25 protein-coding genes are annotated in these 23,637 nt (G+C 69.5%); 17 read left to right on the plus strand and 8 right to left on the minus strand.

Annotation, left to right across the window (positions count from 1 at the left end):
- Nucleotides 1–11 precede the first annotated feature (11 nt).
- The 5 genes from HZS54_RS02725 to HZS54_RS02745 are packed head-to-tail and all read left to right on the plus strand — an operon-like array spanning nt 12 to nt 5,514.
- Nucleotides 12–533 carry a DUF7287 family protein gene (locus HZS54_RS02725; protein ID WP_179920435.1) on the plus strand — a complete coding sequence of 174 codons (522 nt, stop codon included), beginning with the start codon at nt 12–14 and terminating at the stop codon, nt 531–533.
- Between the two features lies 1 nt (nt 534).
- The gene (locus HZS54_RS02730; RefSeq protein WP_179920436.1) at nt 535–1,164 is read left to right on the plus strand and encodes a DUF7288 family protein; all 630 of its coding nucleotides are present in this window, start codon (nt 535–537) and stop codon (nt 1,162–1,164) included.
- Nucleotides 1,158–2,129, plus strand: a complete 972-nt coding sequence (locus HZS54_RS02735; RefSeq protein ID WP_179920437.1) for a hypothetical protein — start codon at nt 1,158–1,160, stop codon at nt 2,127–2,129. Before HZS54_RS02730 ends, HZS54_RS02735 begins: the two co-directional genes overlap by 7 nt.
- Nucleotides 2,126–4,768 carry a DUF7266 family protein gene (locus HZS54_RS02740; protein WP_179920438.1) on the plus strand — a complete coding sequence of 881 codons (2,643 nt, stop codon included), beginning with the start codon at nt 2,126–2,128 and terminating at the stop codon, nt 4,766–4,768. The genes HZS54_RS02735 and HZS54_RS02740 overlap by 4 nt, the downstream gene beginning before the upstream one ends.
- The gene (locus HZS54_RS02745) at nt 4,765–5,514 is read left to right on the plus strand and encodes a DUF7289 family protein (protein ID WP_179920439.1); all 750 of its coding nucleotides are present in this window, start codon (nt 4,765–4,767) and stop codon (nt 5,512–5,514) included. Before HZS54_RS02740 ends, HZS54_RS02745 begins: the two co-directional genes overlap by 4 nt.
- Nucleotides 5,515–5,605: 91 nt before the next feature.
- On the opposite strand, the gene HZS54_RS02750 is transcribed toward HZS54_RS02745, so the two are convergent.
- Nucleotides 5,606–7,795 (minus strand): vWA domain-containing protein, encoded by a 2,190-nt coding sequence (locus tag HZS54_RS02750; RefSeq protein ID WP_179920440.1) that lies wholly within the window; start codon nt 7,793–7,795, stop codon nt 5,606–5,608.
- A 141-nt stretch (nt 7,796–7,936) separates the two neighbouring features.
- On the opposite strand from HZS54_RS02750, the gene HZS54_RS02755 reads away from it, so the two are divergent.
- On the plus strand, nt 7,937–8,965 hold the full coding sequence (locus HZS54_RS02755; RefSeq protein ID WP_179920441.1) for a DUF5787 family protein: 1,029 nt from the start codon (nt 7,937–7,939) through the stop codon (nt 8,963–8,965).
- Nucleotide 8,966: 1 nt separating this feature from the next.
- Here the strand turns inward: HZS54_RS02755 and HZS54_RS02760 are convergent, their stop codons facing one another.
- Nucleotides 8,967–9,233, minus strand: coding sequence for a hypothetical protein (locus HZS54_RS02760; RefSeq protein ID WP_179920442.1), 267 nt, complete (start codon nt 9,231–9,233; stop codon nt 8,967–8,969).
- A gap of 198 nt (nt 9,234–9,431) precedes the next feature.
- Between HZS54_RS02760 and HZS54_RS02765 the strand changes: the two genes are divergently transcribed.
- Nucleotides 9,432–9,968, plus strand: a complete 537-nt coding sequence (locus HZS54_RS02765) for a gamma carbonic anhydrase family protein (protein ID WP_179920443.1) — start codon at nt 9,432–9,434, stop codon at nt 9,966–9,968.
- Here HZS54_RS02765 and HZS54_RS02770 read toward each other — a convergent pair whose 3' ends face one another.
- Nucleotides 9,969–10,337, minus strand: a complete 369-nt coding sequence (locus HZS54_RS02770; protein WP_179920444.1) for an SHOCT domain-containing protein — start codon at nt 10,335–10,337, stop codon at nt 9,969–9,971. It lies immediately after the preceding gene.
- Nucleotides 10,338–10,398: 61 nt separating this feature from the next.
- A complete protein-coding gene (locus HZS54_RS02775; RefSeq protein ID WP_179920445.1) occupies nt 10,399–10,848 on the minus strand; it encodes a hypothetical protein in 450 nt (149 codons plus the stop codon).
- 181 nt (nt 10,849–11,029) lie between these two features.
- Between HZS54_RS02775 and HZS54_RS02780 the strand changes: the two genes are divergently transcribed.
- Together HZS54_RS02780 and HZS54_RS02785 are read left to right on the plus strand one after the other, a co-directional pair.
- Complete coding sequence (locus HZS54_RS02780; protein ID WP_179920446.1) at nt 11,030–12,202, plus strand: beta propeller repeat protein; 1,173 nt, start codon at nt 11,030–11,032, stop codon at nt 12,200–12,202.
- A 219-nt stretch (nt 12,203–12,421) separates the two neighbouring features.
- On the plus strand, nt 12,422–13,657 hold the full coding sequence (locus tag HZS54_RS02785) for a tryptophan--tRNA ligase (protein ID WP_179920447.1): 1,236 nt from the start codon (nt 12,422–12,424) through the stop codon (nt 13,655–13,657).
- A gap of 10 nt (nt 13,658–13,667) precedes the next feature.
- Here HZS54_RS02785 and HZS54_RS02790 read toward each other — a convergent pair whose 3' ends face one another.
- Nucleotides 13,668–14,918: an outer membrane lipoprotein-sorting protein gene (locus tag HZS54_RS02790; RefSeq protein ID WP_179920448.1), complete on the minus strand. Its 1,251-nt coding sequence runs from the start codon at nt 14,916–14,918 to the stop codon at nt 13,668–13,670.
- Nucleotides 14,919–15,043: 125 nt separating this feature from the next.
- Between HZS54_RS02790 and HZS54_RS02795 the strand changes: the two genes are divergently transcribed.
- Together HZS54_RS02795 and HZS54_RS02800 are read left to right on the plus strand one after the other, a co-directional pair.
- Nucleotides 15,044–15,772: an ABC transporter ATP-binding protein gene (locus HZS54_RS02795; RefSeq protein ID WP_179922917.1), complete on the plus strand. Its 729-nt coding sequence runs from the start codon at nt 15,044–15,046 to the stop codon at nt 15,770–15,772.
- The gene (locus HZS54_RS02800) at nt 15,772–17,013 is read left to right on the plus strand and encodes an ABC transporter permease (RefSeq protein ID WP_179920449.1); all 1,242 of its coding nucleotides are present in this window, start codon (nt 15,772–15,774) and stop codon (nt 17,011–17,013) included. The genes HZS54_RS02795 and HZS54_RS02800 overlap by 1 nt, the downstream gene beginning before the upstream one ends.
- A gap of 33 nt (nt 17,014–17,046) precedes the next feature.
- Here HZS54_RS02800 and HZS54_RS02805 read toward each other — a convergent pair whose 3' ends face one another.
- Nucleotides 17,047–17,733, minus strand: coding sequence for a DUF8127 domain-containing protein (locus HZS54_RS02805; protein ID WP_179920450.1), 687 nt, complete (start codon nt 17,731–17,733; stop codon nt 17,047–17,049).
- A 148-nt stretch (nt 17,734–17,881) separates the two neighbouring features.
- On the opposite strand from HZS54_RS02805, the gene HZS54_RS02810 reads away from it, so the two are divergent.
- The 6 genes from HZS54_RS02810 to HZS54_RS02835 all read left to right on the plus strand — a co-directional run bounded on the left by HZS54_RS02810 (nt 17,882) and on the right by HZS54_RS02835 (nt 22,047).
- Complete coding sequence (locus HZS54_RS02810) at nt 17,882–18,430, plus strand: KH domain-containing protein (protein ID WP_006882337.1); 549 nt, start codon at nt 17,882–17,884, stop codon at nt 18,428–18,430.
- Between the two features lie 487 nt (nt 18,431–18,917).
- A complete protein-coding gene (locus tag HZS54_RS02815) occupies nt 18,918–19,979 on the plus strand; it encodes a zinc-dependent alcohol dehydrogenase family protein (protein ID WP_179920451.1) in 1,062 nt (353 codons plus the stop codon).
- 57 nt (nt 19,980–20,036) lie between these two features.
- The gene (locus HZS54_RS02820; protein WP_179920452.1) at nt 20,037–20,486 is read left to right on the plus strand and encodes an RDD family protein; all 450 of its coding nucleotides are present in this window, start codon (nt 20,037–20,039) and stop codon (nt 20,484–20,486) included.
- A gap of 200 nt (nt 20,487–20,686) precedes the next feature.
- Complete coding sequence (locus HZS54_RS02825) at nt 20,687–21,379, plus strand: helix-turn-helix domain-containing protein (RefSeq protein ID WP_179920453.1); 693 nt, start codon at nt 20,687–20,689, stop codon at nt 21,377–21,379.
- Nucleotides 21,380–21,436: 57 nt separating this feature from the next.
- The gene (locus HZS54_RS02830; protein ID WP_179920454.1) at nt 21,437–21,769 is read left to right on the plus strand and encodes a transcriptional regulator; all 333 of its coding nucleotides are present in this window, start codon (nt 21,437–21,439) and stop codon (nt 21,767–21,769) included.
- Between the two features lie 113 nt (nt 21,770–21,882).
- A complete protein-coding gene (locus tag HZS54_RS02835) occupies nt 21,883–22,047 on the plus strand; it encodes a hypothetical protein (RefSeq protein ID WP_179920455.1) in 165 nt (54 codons plus the stop codon).
- Nucleotides 22,048–22,071: 24 nt separating this feature from the next.
- Here the strand turns inward: HZS54_RS02835 and HZS54_RS02840 are convergent, their stop codons facing one another.
- Together HZS54_RS02840 and HZS54_RS02845 are read right to left on the minus strand one after the other, a co-directional pair.
- Complete coding sequence (locus HZS54_RS02840; protein WP_179920456.1) at nt 22,072–22,260, minus strand: hypothetical protein; 189 nt, start codon at nt 22,258–22,260, stop codon at nt 22,072–22,074.
- A 63-nt stretch (nt 22,261–22,323) separates the two neighbouring features.
- On the minus strand, nt 22,324–23,628 hold the full coding sequence (locus HZS54_RS02845; RefSeq protein WP_179920457.1) for an amidohydrolase: 1,305 nt from the start codon (nt 23,626–23,628) through the stop codon (nt 22,324–22,326).
- Between the last annotated feature and the right edge of the window lie 9 nt (nt 23,629–23,637).

A 23,637-nucleotide genomic window follows, 5' to 3' on the forward strand; every position in this document is an offset into this window, starting at 1 on the left:
GCGGTATTCGAATGGTGGATCGCGAACAGAGACGGGCGGGGGAATCGCCGGGGGCGGGGTCGCGACTCGGGGCGGCCGACCGGGGGCAGACACTTCACGACTACACGGTCGGCATCAGTCTGTTCATCATCACCGTCAGCACCGTGCTCGTCGGGCTGTTCGGCTTCGTCGGGCCGCTGTCGACGGGCGTGGGGAGCGAGGAGGTCTCCCAGTCCGAACGGATCTCGACGGCGCTGGTCCAGAACCTCTCGACCGGTCGCCAGCCCAACGAACTGCGGGCCGACCTGCTGGAGACGGCTCTCTCGCGCTCGGAAACCCAGTTGCGGACGCGATGGGGGCTCGAACGGTCGACGCAGTTCAACGTCACGTTCACGACGCTGAACGGGAGTCGGATCGTGACCGACGGCGGCGGGACGAAACTCGCGGCCGGGTCGAACTACGGGGGGAACGCGGCCGGCTCCACCGCCCGGATCGTACAGTTCGACGACGGGACCTGCCGACCGGCGTGTCGGCTCACCGTGAGGACGTGGTAACGTGTTCGACGATACGCGCGGACAGGCGTTCACGCTCGAAGGGCTGGTGGCGTCGCTCGTGTTGCTCGGCGCGCTGCTGTTCGCGCTCCAGGCGGTCGTCGTGACCCCGACCACCAGCGGCGACGTCGACCAGTCCAGTCAGGTCGACCTCCGGCAACAGGCCGACGACATCCTCCTGTTGAGCGCCCGCTCCGACGGCACGGACCTCTCGTCGCTCGTCCGCAACTGGTCCCAGAGCCAGCGGACGTTCGCCGGCGCCGTCAACCCCCGGATCGGGTACGGTCCGGAGCCGCTCCCCGGGAACGTCGGCGTCATGCTGAACCGGACGTTCACCCAGCGGTCGCACTTCTTCAACCTCGAGATCACCTATCGTCCCGGTGACCTCGGGAACGAGACCGAACCCATCCCGGTGGCGTACCGCGGCGAACCGTCCGACGACGCCGTCTCGGCGAGCTACACCGTCACCCTCTACGACAACCAGACGCTGACCGCGCCCAACGTGTCGCGGAACGTCGAACTCTGGCAGTACGACACGAACGCCACGAACAGCGCGGACGGCTACTACCCGATCCCCAACGCCGTCGAGGGGCCGATCTACAACGTGGTGGAGGTGCGCATCGTCGTATGGTGAGCGAAGATACGCGCCGGCGGGCGCAGATGATACTGATCGGCGCCGTCACGTTCGCGGCCGTCATCATCGGACTGACCGTCATCATCAACAGCTACTTCGTGACCCAGAGCGGCGTCGTGTCGGACGTCTCCCCGCAGATCGACGAGGCCAACGAGTTCGAGTACGAATCGCGCAAGGGCGTCCGCTCGCTCGTCGTTCGGCTCAACCACCGCCACCGGAACCTCTCGGCGTCGGAACTCGCCACGGTCATCTCCCGCAACGCCACCGTCTACAGGGACCTGATAGCCGAGTCGTACGCGAGTTCACGCGGCGAGTACGTCACGATATCGTACGTCAACGACAGCTCCCAGTTCGGGTCGCGGGTCGTCCAGAGCGCCGACGACAACGTCACGTCGAACCCGCCCGCGAACCAGAGCGAGTGGGTGATCGGTCGCCCCTCCGAGACGAGCAACCTCGGGTGGTTCACGATGAACCTGAACGTCCAGGAGACGAGCGAGACGCCGATGTGGATCAACGTCACCAACGCGAGTTCCCACTGGGTCAACGTCTCGATGCACAGGACGACCGCGGGGTCGGGGGAGAACCTCAGAGTCACCTCGAACGTCAGCAGCGCGGGGAACGCCTCGGCGCTCTGTGACCCCTCGCGCGACCGCGTGCTGCTCGACCTGGTCGACGGGTCCGCGTTCACCAGCGACTGCCGGTTCAACGCGACGACGGCCATCGCGCCGCCCTACCGGGTCTCGGTGTCCGGCGGCGAGAACGCGATCGGCAAGTACGAACTCGTCTACAACGAGACGGCCGATTCCGCGCACTACAGGAAGTGTAACGCATCTCCCTCGGTCGCGCGGACCCAGCCCTGCCGGACCTCGGCGGTCTGGGTGGCGAACGTGACGACGCAGTTCAGCGGGAGCGAGCTCACGTACGCGAACGAGTACAACATCACGGTGTACGAGGAGGCACGATGACTCACGGATTCACCGATCGAGGCGTCTCGACACAGATCTCGCACGTGTTCGGTATCGCGATCACCACGCTCCTCATCGTCGTGCTGGTGAGCGGCGTCACCGGGTTCGTCCAGGACGAACGGGCGGCGATCGCCGACTCGCAGCTCGAGACGGTCGGGAACCAGCTCGCCTCGCAGGTCGAACGCGTCGACGAGCTCGGACGGCACGGCGGGAACGTCTCCGTCGAGACCTCGGTCGATTCGACCGTCATCGGGACCGACTACCGGGTGCGGATAGCCGACGGGGACGCGTGTCAGACCGGCACCTTCCACACCGATTCCTGTCTCGTCCTCGTCGGGACCGACATCGACGCGAGCGCGAAGGTCCCGCTGAACCTCTCGACCGACGTGGGGATCGAGGCGGACGCCGGCGGTCGGTTCCGGCTCAGCGTCGTCGACTCCCCCGCGAGCACCGGGACGGTCCAGCCGCTCGTCGACCGCCAGCCCAGGATCGGGGTCGGCCGCTCGTTCGAGGTCGACCGCTTCGGGACGGTCGTCAGCCCGGTCAACCGCCCGCCGATCGCGAAGTTCACGTTCTCGCCCGGCATGCCCCGGAGCGGCAGCGCGGTACGCTTCGAGGCGGGCGAGTCGTTCGACGCCGACGGCGAGATCGTCGCCTACAAGTGGGACTTCGACTCCGACGGCACCTTCGACGCCCTCGGACGGAACCTCTCGCGGTCGCTCGACCCCGGCCCCCACGAGGTGACGCTGCGGGTCGTCGACAACGAGGGCGGGACCACCAACGTCACGAAACGTCTCAGGGTCTCCGGTCTGGCGTACGGCGGCGACCTGGACGACACGAACGACGGCGCGGACGACGGCGGCGAGAGCGCGCTCACGTTCACCGTCACGAACGAGTACGCCCAGAGCGTCGCCCCGTCGATCGAGATCGTCGAGATCCTCGTCGATCCGAAAGACGACTCGCTGACCGAGCTGGAGAACGACTGCGGTGGCAGCGATTGTCTGTTCGGCGATCCGGACAACGACGAGGAGATCCTCGTCGACGACGGGGACGACGGGACCGTCGATTCGAGGACCGCGACGGACGACTACATCCACGCCGGCGGCCAGATAATCGAGCTCGACGATCCCGTCCGGGTGTCGGACGGCGACAGCGCCAAGTTCTGGATCGGGCAGTTCGACGAGGGCGACCTGACCGACGCCTTCGATATCGGGGTCAGATACCGGGTCGACGGCCGGATGAACTCGACCGTGGTCACCGACGTCCCCGGGAGCCCCAACGTCGAGGACGTCCAGATCGAACACGAGGCCGACGACGACGTCAACCTCGTCGTCCTCGCGGACAAGCAGCTCGACACGGTCGAGTTCGATCTCGGCGGCGACCTGAGCGGGACCGCGACGGGTATCGACAGCACGACCCCGGTCGGCGACCTACATCGCCACGAGCTGAACGTCGTCGGGTCGCTGTCCAGCGGGACCGTGAAGGCGAACCTCACCGTCGCCGAGACGGGCGGCATCCCCGCCTACGAGACGCGCGGGTCGAAGACGATAAACGAGTCGCTGGCGATCCTGAGCGGCGACTACGTCTGGCAGTCACCCGGCAACTGGGACGGGGCGACCGACTCCCAGGGCGTCGTCCACGCGTCGTTCGGCGCCCACCAGAGCGACCGGCTCACGCTGGGCTACCCCGCCGCCGACCAGTTCGGGTCGGGACTCGCGGGCTACTGGTCGCTGGACGGGACCGCCGACGACGCCTCGGCGTCGGGACTCTCGGGTTCGATGGTCGGCGGACCGGGGAGTGATCTGGGCGTCTTCGGGACGGGAAGCTACCAGTTCGATGGGAACGACGACTACGTCGACATCGGGGACGACCTCGGAGACGTCCATCGAGGCACGTCGTCGCTCTCGGCGTGGGTCCAGACGACCGATACCGGGGACCCACAGACGTGGCAGTCGCCCGGCATCCTCGGCGTCGAAGAGAACGGGGGCACTGACGACATCTTCTGGGGATGGATCGACCAGTTCGGCCAGATCGGCATTCAGGCGGGCGACAGCGCGGCCGCGATGAGTTCGACGGAGATCGACGACGGCCAGTGGCACCACGTCGCCATGACCTACGACGCGTCGTCCGGCCAGGCGCAGGTGTTCGTCGACGGCGACCTCGAGGACTCGGTGACGACCAGGCCGGGACCGATAGGGACGGACTTCGGCAGTATCGGCCGCATCGAGGACACCGCCGGCTCCCCGGAGTACTTCGACGGGAGACTCGACGAAGTCCGGTCGTACGACCGGGTGCTTTCGGCGTCGGCGGTCGAGGAGCTCGCCGACCTGAACGGGACGCTGACGACGGGGTGGCAGTCCGGCACCCAGCCGCTCGGTCCGTCGAACGCGTCGCTCCAGTACGCGGCGGACATCCCCTCCGCGACGGCTATCAACGTCACCGTCGCGGCCGATTACGACGGCGACGACACTGCCGAGGAACGCAGCGACGTGATCGAGCTCCGGGACGGACAGAACGCGGTCGACGTGACGGGCCTCTCGGGAACGGCGCGCGACTTCCGGATCGAGGTCGAACTCGAAACGGGATCGGTGGTCAAATCACCGACACTGAAGCGGATCGGTCTCAGGGAGGACACATGAGACTGCACCGCGACGACCGCGGCGTCCGGAACCTGGTCGGATTCACGCTCACGTTCGCGATCATCGTCGTCGCCGTCGGGTTCGTGGCGACGACCGGGTATCAGCAACTCGGCGACCTGAGCCGGAACGAGCAGCTCGACAACGCGGAGTCGGCGATGGAACTGGTCGCCTCGGACGTTCGCCAGCTCGAGGGGAGTCAGGCCGTCGTGCGGACGAACGACCTGTCGCTGTCGGGCGGGTCGCTGACGGTGCTCGACGGGCCGACGATGCGCGTCAGGGCGGAGGACACCGACTTCGACGAGACGTTCGACATCGGTGGCCTCCAGTACGCCTACGGACGGTCGACGATCACCGTCGAGAACGGCGGCGTGTTCTGGACGAACGGCGAGGGGAACACGGCGACCGTCGACCGCCCGGCGCTCACCTGTACCGACGAGCACGCGATGGTGTCGGTCGTCCGCCTGACGGCGGCGTCGACCAACCAGACCGGCGCCGACTACGTCTCGGTCACCACCGAGCGGCAGTCGAGCGAGCTCCGGTTCCCGATGAACCGGACCGGCGAGGACAGCATGGCCGCCGCCGACGAACTGCGGGTGACGGTCGACTCGCCGCGGTCGGCGGCCTGGGGGCGATACTTCGAGGACGCGGGGAACTGGACCGCCGGGGCCTCGGCCGACACCTATCGCTGTGACGGGATCGACGCCATGTACGTCCGCGAGACGGTCGTGTCGGTGTCGATCCGGTAGCCGGACGGAGCGCTCACGAGCGGATAGCCGGTCGCGGGCGCTCGATCCGATGGCTCGCGATAGAAGGGTCGATCCGGAACCGCGGTGGTTCTCAGCCGGCGACCCGAACGTCGTTGACCCTGATGTTGACGATCCCTTCCGGTCTCGCCTCGGACTCCGCCAGCCCGATCTGATACAGCAGGACCAGGCGGTTCGTCGAGTTGGTCCCGTCGGGGTAGTCGAGGACGACCAGCGCCTGGTTGCTCTTCATGTGGGTGATGTTAGTGGTGGTGTTGAGCCGCACGTCCGACCGGGAGTCGATGGCGTCCCTGACCGACTCCTGCCACCAGGCGGGGTCGTCCCGCTCGAAGAACGAGGTCATGTTTTTGCCGTCGAGGAACACCGACGCGTTGCCGGCTCCGACGGCGTCGTCGCGCGTGGTCATGTTCGAACACCGGGTGACCTGGTAGGTCGAGCCGTTGTGCGACCGGGTGATCCCCGTCCCGCGCCACTCGGCGCAGTTGTACGTCGAGGCGTTGAACGAGACCGTCTCGTTGTCGGTGACCGCGAAGGCGTGACTGAACAGCGTCGGCGACGTCGGGTCGTTGATGTTGAGATAGCGCGTCCCGTCGGTGACGTTGACCGCGACTCGGTCGGTGTCGCCCGCGATCTGGGGCGCGTACGCCCCTCCGGCGCCGGTCTGGAGGCTCGTCGACGTGGGGAGCCGCGCGATCTGCTTGGTGCTGGAGACCCGACTCGCGATGTTCTCGAAGGCGTCGTTCAGCTCTTCGGCGTCTTCCGCGTAGTAGTACTGCCCGCCGGTGCTCTCGTTGATGTACCGGAGCAGCGACTCGTCCCTGCCGGGGCCGAAGCCGATAGTGTGGACGGTCGCGCCGATCTCGGCCGCCCGGTCCGCGTATATTTTCGTGGCAGGGTCGGGGTCTTCGTCGCTCCCGTCGATCTCCGCCTCACAGCCGCCGCAGTTGTTCTCACCGTCCGAGAGGAGGACGACGACGCGCTCTCTGGTCTGGTTGCTCTTCAGGTGGAGCAACTGGTTCGAATCGCGGAGCCCAGCCCAGACGTACGTGTAGCCGTCGGCGTCGATCCCGTCCACGGTGTCCGCGTCGAACTCGGTGAAGTCCTCGGTGAGGTAGTTCTCGTGGGTGCGGTAGTACTGCGCCCGCCCCTCGGCGTCTTGCCTGAAGCCGATCAGCCCGACCCGGTCCCGCGAGCTGTTGAGGACGTCCGTGAAGTTCTGGGTGGCATCGATCGCGGCCTCGCGTTTCGTCTGACACCCCGTGGAGCAGCTCGGATCCGCGGGGTCGCCCATCGACCCGGACTCGTCGAAGACGAACACCACGTCCAGCGGCGGCCCGGTGACGTTCTGGGCGTCCTCGATGCGTCGGATCTGGCCGATGTCGACCCGGTTCTTCGAGAGCGCCTCGACGTAGACGCTGTACTGGTTGCTGGTGTCTTTGGTGACGCGGACGGTGTTGCCGTCGATCTCGACGTCGTCCATGTACGGCGCCCCCGACATGTTGATGACGTGGTTGCGGCTATCGTCGACGCGCCGTGGGAGCATGCTCTGCGGCAGCGTGACCCGGACCGTCCGGTTCGAGTCGAACGTCTCGGGTTCGGTTCCGAGCTCTTCCTCCAGGTACTGGCCCCACGCCTCGTAGAAGTCGCTCCGGACCTCAACCGTGACGTTGTTCGGCCGGGCGCAGGTCCCCGTGATGACCTGCTGGGACCGCCGCACCGACTCGCGCTGGGAGGTCGTCGCGTTGTAGAACGCCCGGTTGTTGTCGTTGGCGACCTCGCCGGTCATGTTCGTCACCGCGATGTCGAGGCTCCCGTTGCGGAACTGGAAGTCCGGGGCCGTCTGCATCGCGCTCCCCTCGTCGCCGCCGACCCAGACGCCGCCCGCCTCGTAGGCGACGACCTCGTCGTCGGCGTTCTCGTATCGTATCGAACTCAGCGGGATGTTCGTAGCGCAGGTCGCGTTCTTGTTGACGGTGACGTTCAGGAACCCGTCGCGGACGAGTCGGGCCCTGTTCCGGTTCAGCTCACCGAGTGAGAATCGCTCCCGCGCCGAGTACTCCGAGTTGGTCAGCGTCGCGAGTTTCGAGTCCGCCCCTTCCATGACGACGCGCGCGCTCGTGTCCGACCGGTCCTGCTGGAGCGACTCGATGACCGTCGATCCGCCGTACAGGACCACCATCGCCCCCGTCAACACCAGCCCTATCAGTAGCACCATCCCGATGATGCCCGTCTGCCCCCTCGCGTCCGCGCTGTCCCGGTTCATTCCCATATGACCCAAATCTTGTTTCCAGTTGCGGATGACCGATCAAAAGTGTATCGGTGAGGTGACTCGTCGCCGTCTGCGCCGCGGAGACGCCGAGATCGCGGTCGGCGTCCTTATGTCCGTTCGCGCCGACGCACGGCCGTGCAGGAGTTCGCGTTCGAACTCGCGCTGTGTGCCCACCTGGAAGGCCCCGAGCGGGTGGTCGGCCGCCAGCTCGGCGCCGCGGTCCACGGGCGCCGGGTCGCGGACGTGGTCCTCGTCGAGCCCGGGCCCAAGTTCGAACGCCGGGCGGCGATCACGCCCGACACCGTCCCGCCGCTGGCGATCGAGAGCGCCGTCGGGCCGGGCACCGCCCGGTCGGTCGCCGACGCCTTCGACTGCCACCCCGACCGCGCCCGCGCGGTCGCCGAGCGGGCGGTCGAACTGGGCTTCTTCGAGCGCGAGCGGACCGGTTCGAGCACGGCCGTCCGGGCGACCGTCCGCTACCCCGACGACTGGTTCGACTCGCTGGTCGGCATCGAGAACAAACCCGATCTGGACCGCCCGGGCGACCTGCGGGACCAGCTGCGGATCGACGCCTCGCTGGGGCTGTTCGACGAGGTGGTGCTGGCGACGAAGACGTACGTCACCGGCGCACATCTCAATCGCCTGCCCGACGCGGTCGGGGTCTGGCGGTTCGACCCCGAGACCGGCGAGCGCGAGGTCGTCCGCGAGCCCGAGCCGCTCGACACCGACGGACCGGGCATCGAGTTGCTCGACCGCGAGCCGGGCCGCGCCGAGGTGCGGCCGGTCACCGCCGCCGAGAAGCGCCGTCAGCGCCGACGGATCGCCGAGCGGGCCTACGGGAAGGGGTGGCGGACCTACGAGCTGCCCGACTGCGAGCGGTGCGTCCCGGGTGACGCCGAACCGGCCGCGGTCGCCGACGCGGGGCTGCCGTGGTGCGCGTGGGGCGAGGAACTCGTCCGCCCGGTGACCGACTGCGGGCCGGCGTGTCCGGGGTACGAGCCGGCCGACGACGACGGCGAGGACGCGGACGACGACGACCACGAAGACGCGGGCGACGACCCGTCGCTGGACGACCCCGACGCCGTCCGCGCCCGGCGGAGCGCCTGGGAGCCGGACCCGGCGGGCGTCGACCGCCGGCAGGCCGGCCTCGACCGGTTCCGCTGAGTCACTCGGCGGCGTCGTCGGCGGCGTCGTCGGCCGCGTCGTCGCCGGTCGGGTCGTCGCCGGTCCCGTCCGACCGTTCACGCAGGTAGCGACTCCCGGCGACGTACACGAGCGAGAATATCAGGACGAACGACGCGGTCTCGGCGGGCGCGACGGCGCCGTCGAGGGCGAGTTGCACCCCGACGTAGGCCACCGTCGCGACGGCCGCGACGACGACCGTCGCGAGCACGGGCCGTTCGACCGCGACGTCCTCGGACTCCACGTTCATGCCACGTCGCACGCTCTCGATCCACATAGCTGTGAGGGCGCGGCCGAACGCCGACGACCCGCACGTTCCACACGAAACGGTGGGCGTCGCCGCGAGCCGCTGGACGACGCCGTGAGATGCTGGAGGGCGCCGTGTCGCGACCGTCGAGCCGCACGGGACGGGCCAAGCGTTTAGACGTGTGAACACGACACACACGACATGGACAGCCGCGAGTACGCGTTCGAGGGGCGGAGCCCGGAGATCCACGGATACGCCCACGTCAGCCGGGAGGCGACGCTGGTCGGCGACGTGACCGTCGAGGCGAACGCGAACGTCTGGCCGGGGGTGGTCCTGCGCGGGGACGTGGGCCCGGTCCGGGTCGGCCGCGAGTCGGCGGTCGGCGACAACGCCACCGTCCATGCCTCCAAGGTCGGCGAGCGGGTGATGGTCGGCCACAGCGCGGTGCTGAACGACACGACCGTCGAGGACGGCGCGCTCGTCGGGTTCAACTCCACCGTCAGCGACGCCGTCATCGGCGCGGGGAGCATCGTCGCGATGGGGACCGTCGTCCCGCCGGGCTACGAGGTGCCGCCGGAGTCGTTCGTCCGCGGGACGCCCGCCACGGTCACGCCGCTCTCGGAGACGAACATCGACCCCGAGGCCGTCTTCGAGGCGTTCAGCTCCGGCGACTACGCCAACCTCGCCGACCGCCACGAGGAGTTGTTCGACGGTCCCGGGGCGGACGCGGAGGAGTGATCACTCCCGCTCGACCGACGGCTCGCGGTCGTCGACCGTCTCGCTCCCGTCGAGATCCTCGGCGCCGACCAGTCGTTCGACGCGGCGCTCGAACTCGGCGTCGCCGACCTCGCCGCGCGCGTAGCGCGCCTTGAGTTCCGCCAGCGGGTCCGCGGTGTCCTCCCGGGACTCGTCGTCGGTTCCGCGGTCGGGGAGCAGCGAGCCGACCTCCTCGGCGAACACGACCAGGACCGGCGTCAGCAGGAACCATCCGACGATGAAGATCACGGCCGCGGGAACGGTCCCGACGAACAGCGCGGTGAGCAACCCGAACGGGAGCGTGAGTATCGAGACGAGGAGCCCCACGCCCGCGACGGGGTGGTGAACCATACGCTGCGTTGACAGTCGAGGCAAAAAACGGTTCGGTCGCGCGGGGTCGGGTCGCCGGGCGTCAGAGCCCGCTCGTGTTCACGGCGGTGGTCACGTCCCGCCAGTTGCGGACGGTCCAGTAACCGAGGCCGGAGGCGATCATCGCGGCCGACAGCAGGTACACCGAGAGGTGCGAGGCGACCACGGCGTCGGGGTTGGTCAGCCCGTAGACGACGCCCTCGGTGCCCAGCCCGATCATCACGAAGCCGACGACGCCGACGCCCGCCGCGGTGACGAGCGCGGGCCGCCCGTAGTACTCGGAGTGTTCGGCCGCCAGCACGGCGGCGACGAAGCCGACCGACCCGGCGAGCACGTAGAGGGGCAGTCGCCCGACCAGCCCCGTCGCCGACCCCGACGCGATCCCGACGATGCCCATGAAGGCCGCCGTCAGCGCGAGCGTCGTCGCGCCGATGAGCGGCCCCGCCCGTGCCAGTACGTCCCGTTCCAGATACCCGTTCGCCGACGTAGCCATCACTACAACGACGCCCGTCTCCCTACAAAAACACCCGTCAGCCGGGCGTCTGACCCGTGTGAACGCAGTGATGGGTACGTCGTCCGCTCGACCGCGACGGTCCGACCCGGCGGCGACCGTCCCGTCCGCGGGAGCGAGTCCGCGGTACATGAACGGGGCCGCGCAACGCCGGGCGAGGCACATGACACGACACACGCGGCGAGAGATCCTGCGGTTCGCGGGCGTCGGTGCGCTGGGCGGTGCGGGCGCGGTGGCGTCGGCGGTCGGCGAGAACGAGGACGGCGCACAAGGCGCGTGGGAGGCGGTCGACTCCCCGACGGACAAGCCGCTCAACAGCGCGGTCGACACGGCGGCGGGGCCCTACGCCGTCGGCGGCGGCGGCGACGTGGTCGGGCGGACCGACGACGGCTGGCAGAAGGTCGTCGAGTACGGCCCGCAGGCCCGGAGCCGCCCGCTGACCGGTGTCGACGCGACCGACGACGGCGCCGCCGTCTGGTTCGTCGGCGGCAGCGGCGTCATCGGCGAGTACAACGTCGAGACGCGGACGCTGACCAACTACTCGGCGCCGAAGGGCAAGACGAGCACCTGGGAGGACTGCGCCGTCCGCGGGACCGCCGGCGAGGACGAGCGCCTGTTCTTCGTCAACGGCTCGGGCGAGCTGCTCGTCGGCGTCCGCCAGGACAGCGGCGCGATGGAGTACCGCGACGTGATCAAGCCCGGCGGCGGCTCGACTATCCCCGGCATCGACTTCCACTCGCGGTCGGCCGGCCACGTCTGCAGCACGAGCCAGTTCGTCGCCGAGACGGGCGACGGCGGCGAGTCCTGGAACAGGATCGGCATCGGCTTCGCCGGCACGAGCTTCTTCGACGTGGCGAGCGCGGGCGAGCGCGACGTGAACGTCGCCGCCGGCAACGGCATCGTCTACCGCTACGACGGCTTCCGGTGGACGCCCCACGTGGTCGACGACGAGCGACAGGCGATCCGGTCGGTCGACCGCACGCCCGACTCGGGCATCGCGGCCGGCGACGGCGGCAAGGTGTACGAACGGATCTCGACCGGGCAGTGGGAGCGGACCCAGACCCCCGTGGAGACGAAACTCCGCGGCGTCGCTCGCGGCTCCGGCGTCTCGGTGGCGGTCGGCAACAACGGCCGGATCGTCGAGCGCGTCGACGGCGACGGGAGCGGCGGCACCGACACGGGGACCGCGACGGCGACGCCCACCGCGACCCCGACGACGAACGGAACGGCCGCCGTCGACGAGCGGACCGTCGTCGACGCCGACGCCGCCGAACGGGTGACGCTCCGGCTCGACCCGGCGATGGTCGACGGCTACCGCGAGGGCGTCTGGGTGTAGAGGTACCCCTCCGAAACCTATTTCTCGGCCTCCCGACTACCGACGGGTGATGACGCGGTCCGCTCTCGCGTGGCGCTGGCGCTCGCCCGCTCCGAGAGCGGAGGGTATCGCGAACGCGGTCGGTCGGGCCTAACCCGGTCGCCCGGGGCGCGGTGCTCACTCGTTCTCCCGCACGCTCGCCCGCCAGCTACCGCACTCACCGCACACCCACCGACACACATGCACGACGACAGCGCCACCGACGCACAGCCCGCCGACCAGTCCGCCGAGACCGACGCGACCGACCGCGCCGCCGACGGCGACGCCACCGGGACCGACGAGTTCACCGTCACCCCCTACGACGTGGCGGGAACCGTCGACTACGACCGCCTGCTCGAACAGTTCGGCGCCGACCGGCTCACCGACGAGCAGGTCGAACGGTTCCCCGACCACCCGATGCTCCGCCGGCGGGTCTTCTACGCCGGCCGCGACGCCGACCGCTACCTCGACGCCGCCGAGGCCGGCGAGACCCACTCGATCGTCACCGGGGTCGGCCCCTCGGGCCCGATGCATCTGGGCCACGTCCTCGTCTTCTACCTCGCGAAGCGACTGCAGGACGAGACGGGGGCGCACGTCTACATCCCCCTCTCGGACGACGAGAAGTTCTACGCGAAGGACCTCTCGTTTTCGGAGATCGAGGCCGCGACCCGCAGCAATCTCCGCGACCTGCTCGCCGTCGGCTTCGACCCCGAGCGCACCCGGATCGTCGTCGACCGCCTCGACGCCGACGTTGTCTACCCGCAGGCGGCTCGGTTCGCCGCCGACATCACGCAGTCGACCGTCGACGCGACCTACGGCGACCCCGAGAACGTCGGCCTCTCCTTCTACCCGGCGATGCAGGCCACCCACCTGCTGCTCCCGCAACTCGTCCACGGCCGCCACCCGACGCTGGTCCCCATCGCCGTCGACCAGGACCCCCACGTCCGGGTCTGTCGCGACGTGGCCGCCAAGGAACGGTTCGACGTGGACAAGCCGGGCGCGCTCCTCGGGAAGTTCCTCCCCGCACTCGACGGCCCCGGGAAGATGTCCGCCTCGTCGGACGCGCCCGCCATCGAGCTGACCGACGACCGCGAGACGGTGCGGGCGAAGATCATGGAGCACGCCCACTCGGGCGGCCGCGTCGACGTGGACGAACACCGCGAGCACGGCGGCGACCCGAGCGTCGACGTGGCATACCAGTACCTCCACACGTTCTTCGAACCCGACGACGAGCGAGTCGAGCGGCTGGCGGCCGATTACCGCTCGGGCGAGTTGCTCACGGGCGAACTGAAGGGGATCGCCGCGGAGAAGATCGGCGAGTTCCTCGCCGAGCATCGCGAACGCAGGGACGCGCTGGGCGACCTAGAGACGGAACTCGAACCGTACCGGCTGACCGAGAAAGAGCGGGCGCAGCTGCGCCCGTCGGTGTTCGCGTAGCCGAATCGCGCTACGTCGCGACTCGCTCGGCCAGGTCGACCAGTTCCTCGCGCGGCAGGTCGCCGACCACCGCTCGCGTCACGCCGTCGTCCGCCCAGACCACGGCCGACCCGTCGTCGCGCCCGACGTAGGTTCCGTCGGCGCCGGCGACGGTGACGGACTCGCTCTCGGTCGCGTTCTCGCCCGCGCTGGCGTTCAGAGACGGCAGGTCGTCGGCCGTCGCGACGACGGTCACGTTTGCCGCGCCGGTGTAGCTCTGGGCGGCGACGGTCCGGCCCGCTCGGGTCACGACGACCGCCTCGTCGAACGCGTACCCCTCGGTGTCGAGGCGCTGGAGGGTCACGTCGGTGCCCGCTTGCGCGGCGTCGAAGTTGTCGTAGCGCTCCTGGCCGACGGCGTTCACCGACGCGGCGTCGGGCGGCCGGAACGTGCTCTCGTGGACGCTCGCGTTGAACTGGAGGCCGTCGAAGGTGACTGTCGTCGAGTTCTCGCCGTAACTCGCGCGCAGCTGGTGGACGCGATAGTCATCGGTGTCGACCCACAGCGTCGCTTCCCCTCGATAGGACTCGTTCGTCGGCTCGACCCCGACGACGTAGACCTCCGCGCCGTCCAGCGTCGTCGTCTCGCGCACCTCGGCGGTCACGTTCTCGGCGAGCCACGCCGTGACGTTCGCCGAGCGGTTCGGGTCGGCCCACGAGGTGCCGTTCCAGGTGTGGTTCCCCGCTTCGGCGTAGCTGCCGTTCCACGCGTGGCTGCCGTTCCAGTCGTGGCTGTGGTTCCCGGCGTCCGACCAGTTCCCGGACGGAACGGTGCCGTTGCCGGCGAACGCGGCCCCGTCTGCGGCCGTCGCCGACTCGTTCCACGCCGAGGCGTTGTCGGGCAGATCCCAGACGCGGGCGGTGTCGTTGGCGCCGTCGTAGACCCACGCGACCGAGCCGTTCGTGCCGACGGCGTACTCGCTGCCGTCGCGCGTGGTGCTCAGCTTCGTCCGGTTCGGGCGGTCGACGACGAACGAGACGGTCACCGAGCGCTCCGCGGTGGCGTTGGCGGCAGTGACGGTCGCCTCGCCGCTCAGCGTCTCGGCGCTCTCGTAGCGCTCCCCGACCCGGTCGAGGAGTTCCTCGCCGTCCGGCTGGGCGTCGCCGTCGAGCGTGCTGGCGGGGAGGGCGCCGGTCGCGACGGCCGCAGCGAGCGCCACGGCGAGGACGCCGACCGCGACCAGCGCGGACCGCATCGGGAGAGACCCGCTATCGTCGGTCATTGGCGCGGGTTAGGGCCGGAGACGCATAACGCCACGGACGGTCGGCTGTCGCCGCCGACGGTCGCCGAGGGGTTCATTTCCCAGCGCCCCCTGGGACGGGTGTGACCGACGCGACCGATACGGAGGTGTCAGGGGCCGACTCTCCCGCGGGGACGAACCCGTCGCCGGGCGACGGCGACCCGGTCGTCGAACTCGCGGACGTGACCAAGACCTACGAGGGCGCCGTCGCCGTCGAGGCGCTGTCGAACGTCTCGCTCACTCTGGACCCTGGTTCCTACACTGCGGTCATGGGCCCCAGCGGGTCGGGCAAGAGCACTCTCCTCAACCTCGTCGGCGGCCTCGACACCCCGACCGGCGGCACCGTGCGGCTCGACGGCCAGGACATCGCGGCGCTGTCCGAGGCCGAGCGCGCCCGCGCTCGCGGCCGGACGGTCGGGTTCGTCTTCCAGACGTTCAACCTGATGCCCCGGCTGACCGCCGTCGAGAACGTCGCGCTCCCGCTGGTCTTCCAGGGCGTCGACCGCGGCGAGCGCCGCGAGCGCGCCGCGGATCTCCTCTCCCGGGTCGGCCTGGGCGACCGCCTCGACCACAGACCCTCGGAGCTGTCGGGCGGCCAGCGCCAGCGCGTCGCCATCGCCCGGGCGCTGGCGGCCGACCCCGCGCTCCTGCTCGCCGACGAGCCCACCGGCAACGTCGACACCGAGACGGGCGCGCAGATCATGGACCTGTTCGCCGAGTTGCACGAGGCCGGCAACACCATCCTGCTGGTCACCCACGAGCGGCGCATCGCCGAGCACGCCGACCGCATCGTCCACTTCCGCGACGGCGTGATCGAGGACGTGGAGGCCCTCTGATGGACCTGACCGAGACGCTGCGGATCAGCGTGCGATCGCTCCGCTCGCATCGCCTCCGGGCGGCGCTGACGGTCGTCGGCATCGTCATCGGTATCGCCGCAGTCGTTACCTTCGCCACCTTCGGCGCGAGCCTCAAGGCCGACGTAGTGTCCGAAATCGAGGGCTCCAGTGCCAACGAGGTGTACCTCGTCGCCAGCGAGGCCGGCGAGGGCGGGGGCTTCGGCGGCGCCGGCCAGCCCGTCTTCACCGAGTACGACCTCTCCCAGTTGCGCGAGATCGAGGGCGTCCAGCGGGTCGTCCCGCGGGGTATCGTCCCCGTCAGCGCGATCGCGCACGACAACGAGACCATCGCACAGCGACAGGTCACCGCGACCAACGCGACCGCCTTCGAGACGGCCACCTTCGAGTCCGGGCGACCGTTCCGCAACGGCGCGAGCGAGGCGGTCGTCAACCGCCCCGCCGCGCAACTCTTCCCCGGCAACCTCTCGACGGGCGACGACCTCTCGATCACCCGGTCGTCGGGCGAGCGGTTCGAGGTCACCGTCGTCGGGGTCGTCAACGGCACCGGCGGCCAGCTCCCCTTCAGTTCGTTCACCGACCAGCCGCGGGTGTTCGTCCCCGCCGACCCGTTCTACCAGTCGGTCGTCGAGAGCCCGAACGCAGTGAGCAATCAACGGGTCTACTCGCAGGTGACCGTCGTCACCGACCCCGCCGACACCACCGCCACCCAGGAGCGCGTCCGCGAGTACTTCGCCAGCCCTCGCTCGGACGCCGCGCAACTCGTCCCCGACGGCTACGAGGTCGCCGCGCGGACCAACGCCGACCTAGTCGACAGCATCGAGCGCATCGTCACCCGGCTCACCCGCTTCGTCACCGGCATCGCCGTCATCGCGCTGATCGTCGGCGCCGTCGGCATCGCCAACATCATGCTCGTCAGCGTCACCGAGCGGACCCGCGAGATCGGGATCATGAAGGCCGTCGGCGCGCGCAGCCGCGACGTGATGGCGCTCTTTCTCGCCGAGGCGGTCCTGCTCGGTGCGCTCGGCGCCGTCGTCGGCGTCCCGCTGGGGATCGCCGGCGGGTGGGTCGCCACCCGCTACGCCGAGATCCCCCTCGAACTCGCGCCGGGGTGGTTCGCCGCCGCGGTGGCCGTGGGCGTTCTCACCGGCGTGATCGCGGGGCTCTACCCCGCGTGGCGCGCGGCGCGGGTCGACCCGATCGACGCGCTTCGGTACGAGTGAGGTGTCCGGTGCCGGCTCACCCGGCCACCACGACTACCCCCCGGCGGCCACCCGGCGGCGCTGGCCCCGGAGGACGAGCAACGCGCCGGCGATCCCGGCGACCCACTGGAGGGCGATCACGATGTCGCGGCGCTCGCCCGTCGTCGTCCGGGACGCCACTTCGGTGACGACGTAGTAGCTCCCGTCGTGGGCCACGAGTTCGTCGGCGTCGTCGAGCGGGTCGCTCGTCCGGAACTGCCCGGTCTCAAGCGCCCTGCGGACACCGCGGGAGGCGTCGTCGCTCGACACCGCGATCGAGTCGAGCACTCGCGACTGTTCGACCGGTTCGAGCCCGTACTCGACGGTTCCGTTCGCCAGCTCTTCGGCCTCGGTGTCGAAGAAACCCTCACCCCAGACGTGGACGTAGTAGTATCGACCGTATCGGACGACGGCGAGCGGATACGCGTCGGACGTGATCCCGCCGTCCGCGTGGACCGCCCGTTCGAGCGCGCACGACCGACTCAACGGATAACCGAGACACGCGACCCTCGGGTCGATCTCGTCGACACCGATCGGCGCGCCGTACGTCCCGTTGTCGTAGAAGGTCACTTCCTTCGGCTCGTACGTGTAGCTGTCCGGGTCGCCCAGATCGAGGGCACCGACGACGAACGGGTTCAGCACGAGGGCGAACCCCGCGACGATCAGGAGTCCACCCCACTGGCGATCCGTGAGCGACTGCATTACACCCGATCGTTCACTCCGTCCGACAAGACGGTATCGGTCCCGCGGCCGGTCGGCGGCCGGGTCGCCCGCGCGCCGCCCTGGGTGCCCGTCACACGGTGGCTCGCCCAACAAAGGCTTAAACCGACGGAGACTCCTACGGTCAGGCATGCAACACGTGAAGATTCCGCAGGACCGGATCGGCGTTCTCATCGGCGAAGGGGGTGCGACGCTACGGGAGATCGAGGACCGGGCCGAGGTCCGACTCGACGTCGACAGCGAGACGGGACAGGTCAAGGTCGAACAGACCGGCGACCCCCTCACCGCGCTGAAGGGGCCGGACATCGTCAAGGCCATCGGCCGCGGGTTCGCCCCCGAGGAGGCCATGCGCCTGCTCGACGACGAGATGATGATGTTCGACATCATCGACATCGACGCCGCCGCGCGCAACCGCAACGACCTCCAGCGCCACAAGGGCCGGCTCATCGGCGAAGACGGCCGCACCCGCGAGCTCATGGAGGAACTGTCCGGCGCCTCGGTCGTCATCTACGGCTCTACCCTCGGTATCATCGGCGGCCCCGAACAGGTCGACACCGTCCGCGAAGCCGCCGAGATGATCATCGAAGGCGCCCCCCACGGCACCGTCTACTCCTTCCTCGAAGAGAAGCACAACGAGATGAAACACAAGGGCCTCGACTACCACAAGTTCAGCGGCTAGGATTTCCTGTCGTTCTCGTCTCTTTTACGGGCTGTTCCCTTCGTCTTCCCGCGACGATCGCTTCCGCAGCGACCGCTTCCGCAAACAGCGTGAAAGCCCCCGTGCTCTGCGCTCCCGGGCAGCGAGGGACCGAAGGTCCCTCGGGCAGTCGGGCGGCAAAGCCGCCCGACGACCTCGCTGCGCGCTTCACTCGCTCCGCTCGTTCCAGTGTCTGAGGGCTACGGCCTCAGATTAGCGAGACCTCCGGTCTCGCGTCACTTACGTCGGCCGGGTTCCCGCAGAGCACGGCCCCTTTCACGCTGTACTGCACCACGGTTGAGTCTGCGGTGCTGTCGGCTGCTGCGGTCGCGGAGGCTCTCGGGCCGTTCGCGGTCCGGCGATCGGTGGCGGTAGTCGTCACACCGGATCACTCCGCCACCACTGGAACTCACACCCGAGACGACTCCAGGTACGAGGGTATTTGACGGGCGCTGCCGATAGCTCGGGTATGCGCGCAGCAGTCTTCACGGACTACGGCGAACCGCTGGACGTGCGGGAGGTCGACGACCCGGAGCCGGACCCCCACGGCGCGGTCGTCGCCGTCGAGGCCTGCGGGGTCTGCCGCAGCGACTGGCACGCCTGGCAGGGCGACTGGGAGTGGCGCGGCCTCGACCCGGTGCCGGGACACATCCTCGGCCACGAACCCGCCGGCCACGTCGTCGCCGTCGGCGAGGAGGTAACGGGCGTCGCCGAGGGCGACCACGTCGCCGTTCCCTTCAACCTCGGCGACGGCTCCTGTCACCTCTGTCGGACCGGCCACTCCAACATCTGCGAGAACCGCGAGGCGCTCGGCCTCCAGCCGAGCGCGCCGGGCGCGTTCGCCGAGCAGGTGCCGGTCCCACACGCCGACCACAACCTCGTGACCCTCCCCGACGGTGTCTCCTCGGTGGACATGGCCGGGCTGGGCTGTCGGTTCATGACCGCCTTCCACGGGCTGGCCCACCGGGCGGACGTGGGCGCCGGCGACTGGTTCGTCGTCCACGGCTGCGGCGGCGTCGGCCTCTCGGCCGTCCAGATCGCCGACGCCATCGGCGCCAACGTCGTCGGCGTCGACCTGATGGACGAGAAGCTCGACTTCGCCGAACAGCAGGGCGCCGTCGAGACCGTCAACGCGAGCACGGTCGAGGACCCCGCCGCCGAGGTTCGGGCGATCACCGACGGCGGCGCCGACGTGTCGATGGACGCGCTCGGCATCGAGACCACCTGCCGCAACGCCGTCGAGAGCCTCGGCAAGACCGGCCAGCACGTCCAGGTCGGGCTCACGACGAAGGAGGCCGGCGGGACCCTCCCGCTGCCGACCGACGAGATGGTCACCGCCGAGATCGACTTTCTGGGCGCGCTGGGGATGCCGCCCGAGCGCTACGACGAGATCTTCCGGATGGTCGCGACCGGGAAGCTCGACCCCGCCGCGATCATCACCGAGCGCATCTCCCTCGACGAGGTGTCGCGCGTCCTCGACGACATGACCGACTTCGAGACGGTCGGCATCCCCGTCATCGACGAGTTCTGAGAGGGTTCTGACCCGCGGGACGACAAAGCACTTCCTCGCGACGGACCAGACCGAGATATGGACGACAGTTTCGAGCGATGCGGTCCCGGTATCCGCGGCGTGGCGATGGCCATCGACGCCGTCGTCTGGTTCGCCCTCCTGTTCGTCGCGATCTACCCGATCGCGGCGCTCACGGGCGATATCACGACCACGAGCGAGGGCGTCGACGCGTCGCTCAGCGGGACGCCGGGCCTCGTCGCGTTCGTTCTCTGGTTCGCGCTGGCGCTGGGGTATCACACCCTGGCGGAGTGGCGCTACGGGCGGACCATCGGGAAAGCACTCGTCAAGATCCGGGTGACCGGCGGCGACGGCTCGCCGCCGTCGCTGCGCGCCGCCGCGGTGCGGAACGTCCTCCGACTCGTGGACTGGCTGCCGGCGTTCTACGTCGTCGGCATCCTCGCCGTGTTCGCCTCCGGCGAGTCGCGCCGGATCGGCGACCGCGTCGCCGGCACCGCAGTGGTGCGGTAGCGCGTCGCCTCCGACCCGGCGAGCACCGAGCGCCGCCGGGGCGGGGACGGACTCCGTGTCGAGACCGCGAACGGTACCGGCTACCGGATTCGACCGTCGGGGTCGTCTGGATCTGACCGTCCGATTCGCCCGAAATGACAGTTACGAGAACGTCTCGTACGCAAACGTCAAATGGCGATGGTCGAGATACCCACCGAGAGATGAGTCCGATCGTCGAACTGACGATCCGAAAGTCGCCGCTGTTCGCGGATCTGTTCGCGGCGGTACCCGGTCTGACGGCCGAGCTGGAGAGCGCGCACTACTTCGTGGAGTCGGGGGGCCACCACTACGCCCTGTTCTGGTGGGTCTGGGGCTGCGAGTTCGACGAGTTCGAGCGGGTCGCGTCCGACCACCGGCACGTCCGCGAGTTAGACCCGCTCACGGCGCTCGACGGCCGCCGCCTGTATCGGGTGACGACCACGCCGCTCCCGGAGGAGAAGATGCTGTTCCCGTACTTCCGGCGCAACAACATCACGATGCTGGACAACGAGTCGTCGGGCGAGGGGTTCTGGCTGCGGCTCCGGGTGCCCGACCACGACGCGCTCGAGGCGCTCGTCGGCAAACTTCACGACCTCGACACAGCGCCCGAGGTCGAACGGATATACCTCCCCGAATGCGACTGTGACGACGGAGAACTCACCGAGAAGCAACGCGAGGCGCTGCGCCTCGCGGCCGCACGCGGCTACTTCGAGACGCCGAGCGAGGTCACGCTCGACGCGCTCGCGACCGACCTCGATATCACGGCCCAGTCGCTCTCTCAGCACATCCGCGCCGGGGTCCGAAAGCTCATCGAAGCGGAGGTCGGATCGCCGGCGAATCCGGTGGACGGCAGCCGGTTCGACGGGGAGGCATAAACCCGCTTCTGGATCAGCCACCAGGTTCTCCGGAGCGGGCGCGCAAGGACACGACACATGCAGACAGGCGATGCTTCGGACCCGGCAGCGGACCGTATCTTCGACGCGCTTCGAACGTATCATCGCCGTCGTCTCCTTCGGCTGCTCGCGGAGCGCCGGGAAGACGAACTGCCTCTCGACCTCCGCGAGACGGTCCCGAAGCGGGACGACGAGCGGACCTATCTGACGCGGATGACCCACCAGCACCTCCCGAAACTGGCCGACTACGGATACGTCGACTACGACCGCGAACACGAGCGGATCGAGCCCGGCGCGCGGTTCGACGAGGTGACGGCCGTCGTCGAGTTGCTGCTCGACGACCGCCGGCGACTCCCCATGGAGTTCCCCTGACCGGTGGACCGACTCGTCGTCGCTCTCGCGGCGCTCTCGCGTGCCGTTCGGGCCGGTAACAGTCGATCCGACGGATGCGAAGCGTTTTCCGATCCGATGGGCGAGACACGGGCATGAACCTTCGCGAGATCCCGACGGACTCGTACGCGCTGTGGCTCGTCGTCTTCCTCGTCCCCGCGCTCGTCGTCGGTGCGCTGGCCGACGCCGTCCTCGGAGCGTCGGTCGCGGCGGTCGTGCTGGCCGCGGTCGGGTACCTCTACTTCAACTACCCGTTCTGAGCGGACGGCCCGGCAGGGGCGCCGTCACCCGGTCAGGAGGACGTAGCCGCCGTAGACCGCGATCGCTCCGCCGACGAGGCGAACCATCGCGACGTCCGCGCCGGAACTGCCGCGCCCTTCGACGCCCGTCCCGACCCGGGCGGCGATCGCTCTGGCCACGTACGCGACGTAGAGTCCGATACAGACGACGAACAACCCCGCCGGCTCGACCATAGTCGAGAAGACGTAGCCGAGCGAACAAGAATCCCCCTCCCGGTCCGCCGTCGGTCGGCCGCCCTACGCGTCGCCTTCGGCGCGCCCGACCAGGTCCCGGGCGTGCTCGCTCGCTCGTTCGCGCACAGCGCTCTCGTCGAGCGTCAACACCTCGCGGTCGCGCATCACCACCTCGCCGTCACAGACCGTGTGGCGCACGTCGCCGCCGCGGACGGCGTAGGCGAGGTGGCTCACGAGGTCGTGAGCGGGCGTCAAGTGGGGCGCCGTCAGGTCGACGACGGCGAGGTCGGCGTTGGAGCCCGCCGCGACGCGGCCGCCGTCGAATCCCAGCAGGTCGGCGCCGCCCCGCGTGACCATCTCGACGACCGCCTCAGCGGGGACGGCGCTGGCGTCTTCGGCGGCGAGCTTGCCGATCATCGCCGCGTCGCGCACCTCGTCGAAGGCGTCCAGGTCGTTGTTCGAGGCCGCGCCGTCGGTGCCGATCCCGACGGTCACGCCCGCCTCACGGAGGGCCTGCACCGGCGCCATCCCGCTGGCGAGTTTCATGTTCGACGCCGGGCAGTGGGCGACGCCGGTCCCGGTGTCGGCCAGCAGGTCGATCTCGGCCTCGTCGACGTGGACGCCGTGGGCGACGTAGGTGTCCTCGCCCAGCAGGTCGAGGTCGTCGGCGTATTCGAGGGGTCGAACCCCGTGTTCGTCGACGATGGGGTCGACCTCGTTCTCGGTCTCGTTGGCGTGGAAGTGGATCGAGAGGTCGGCCTCGCGGGCCTTCGGGACGAACTCCCGGAGGTACTCCTCGCCGACGGTGGTCAGCGAATGGGGCTGAAACGTCGTCGCGACCCGTCCGTCGGCGGCGCCGTCCAGTTCGTTCGCCACGTCGAGGCTCCGCTGGCAGTCCGCCCGCGCGGCCTCGTCGTCCTTGCCGACGGTGACGGCCGTGTGGCCCAGCACCGCGCGGACGCCGGCGCGCTCGACCGCGTCGGCGATCCGGTCGACGTGGAAGTACATGTCCGAGAACGCGGTGGTTCCCGACCTGATCATCTCGACGATGCCCAGCTCGGCGCCGGCCTCGATGTCGTCGGCGGTGAGTTCGGCCTCGACCGGCCAGATGTCCTCCTGCAGCCACGCGTCCAGCGGCTTGTCGTCGGCGTAGCCGCGCAACAGCGTCATCGCGACGTGGGTGTGGGCGTTGACCAGCCCCGGGATCACCAGGCCGTCGCTCGCGTCGAGGGTCTCGGGAGCGTCGACGGTGCCGGGCTCGGCCACGTCGGCGATGTCGCCCGTCTCGCCGTCGACCAGCACGTCCGCCCGCTCGACGGTGAGATCGGGTCGCAGTACCTGTCCGCCCGCGACGAGGAGGTCGCTCATGTCTCGGGA

The sequence above is a fragment of the Halosimplex pelagicum genome, from assembly GCF_013415905.1.
Taxonomy (GTDB): domain Archaea; phylum Halobacteriota; class Halobacteria; order Halobacteriales; family Haloarculaceae; genus Halosimplex; species Halosimplex pelagicum.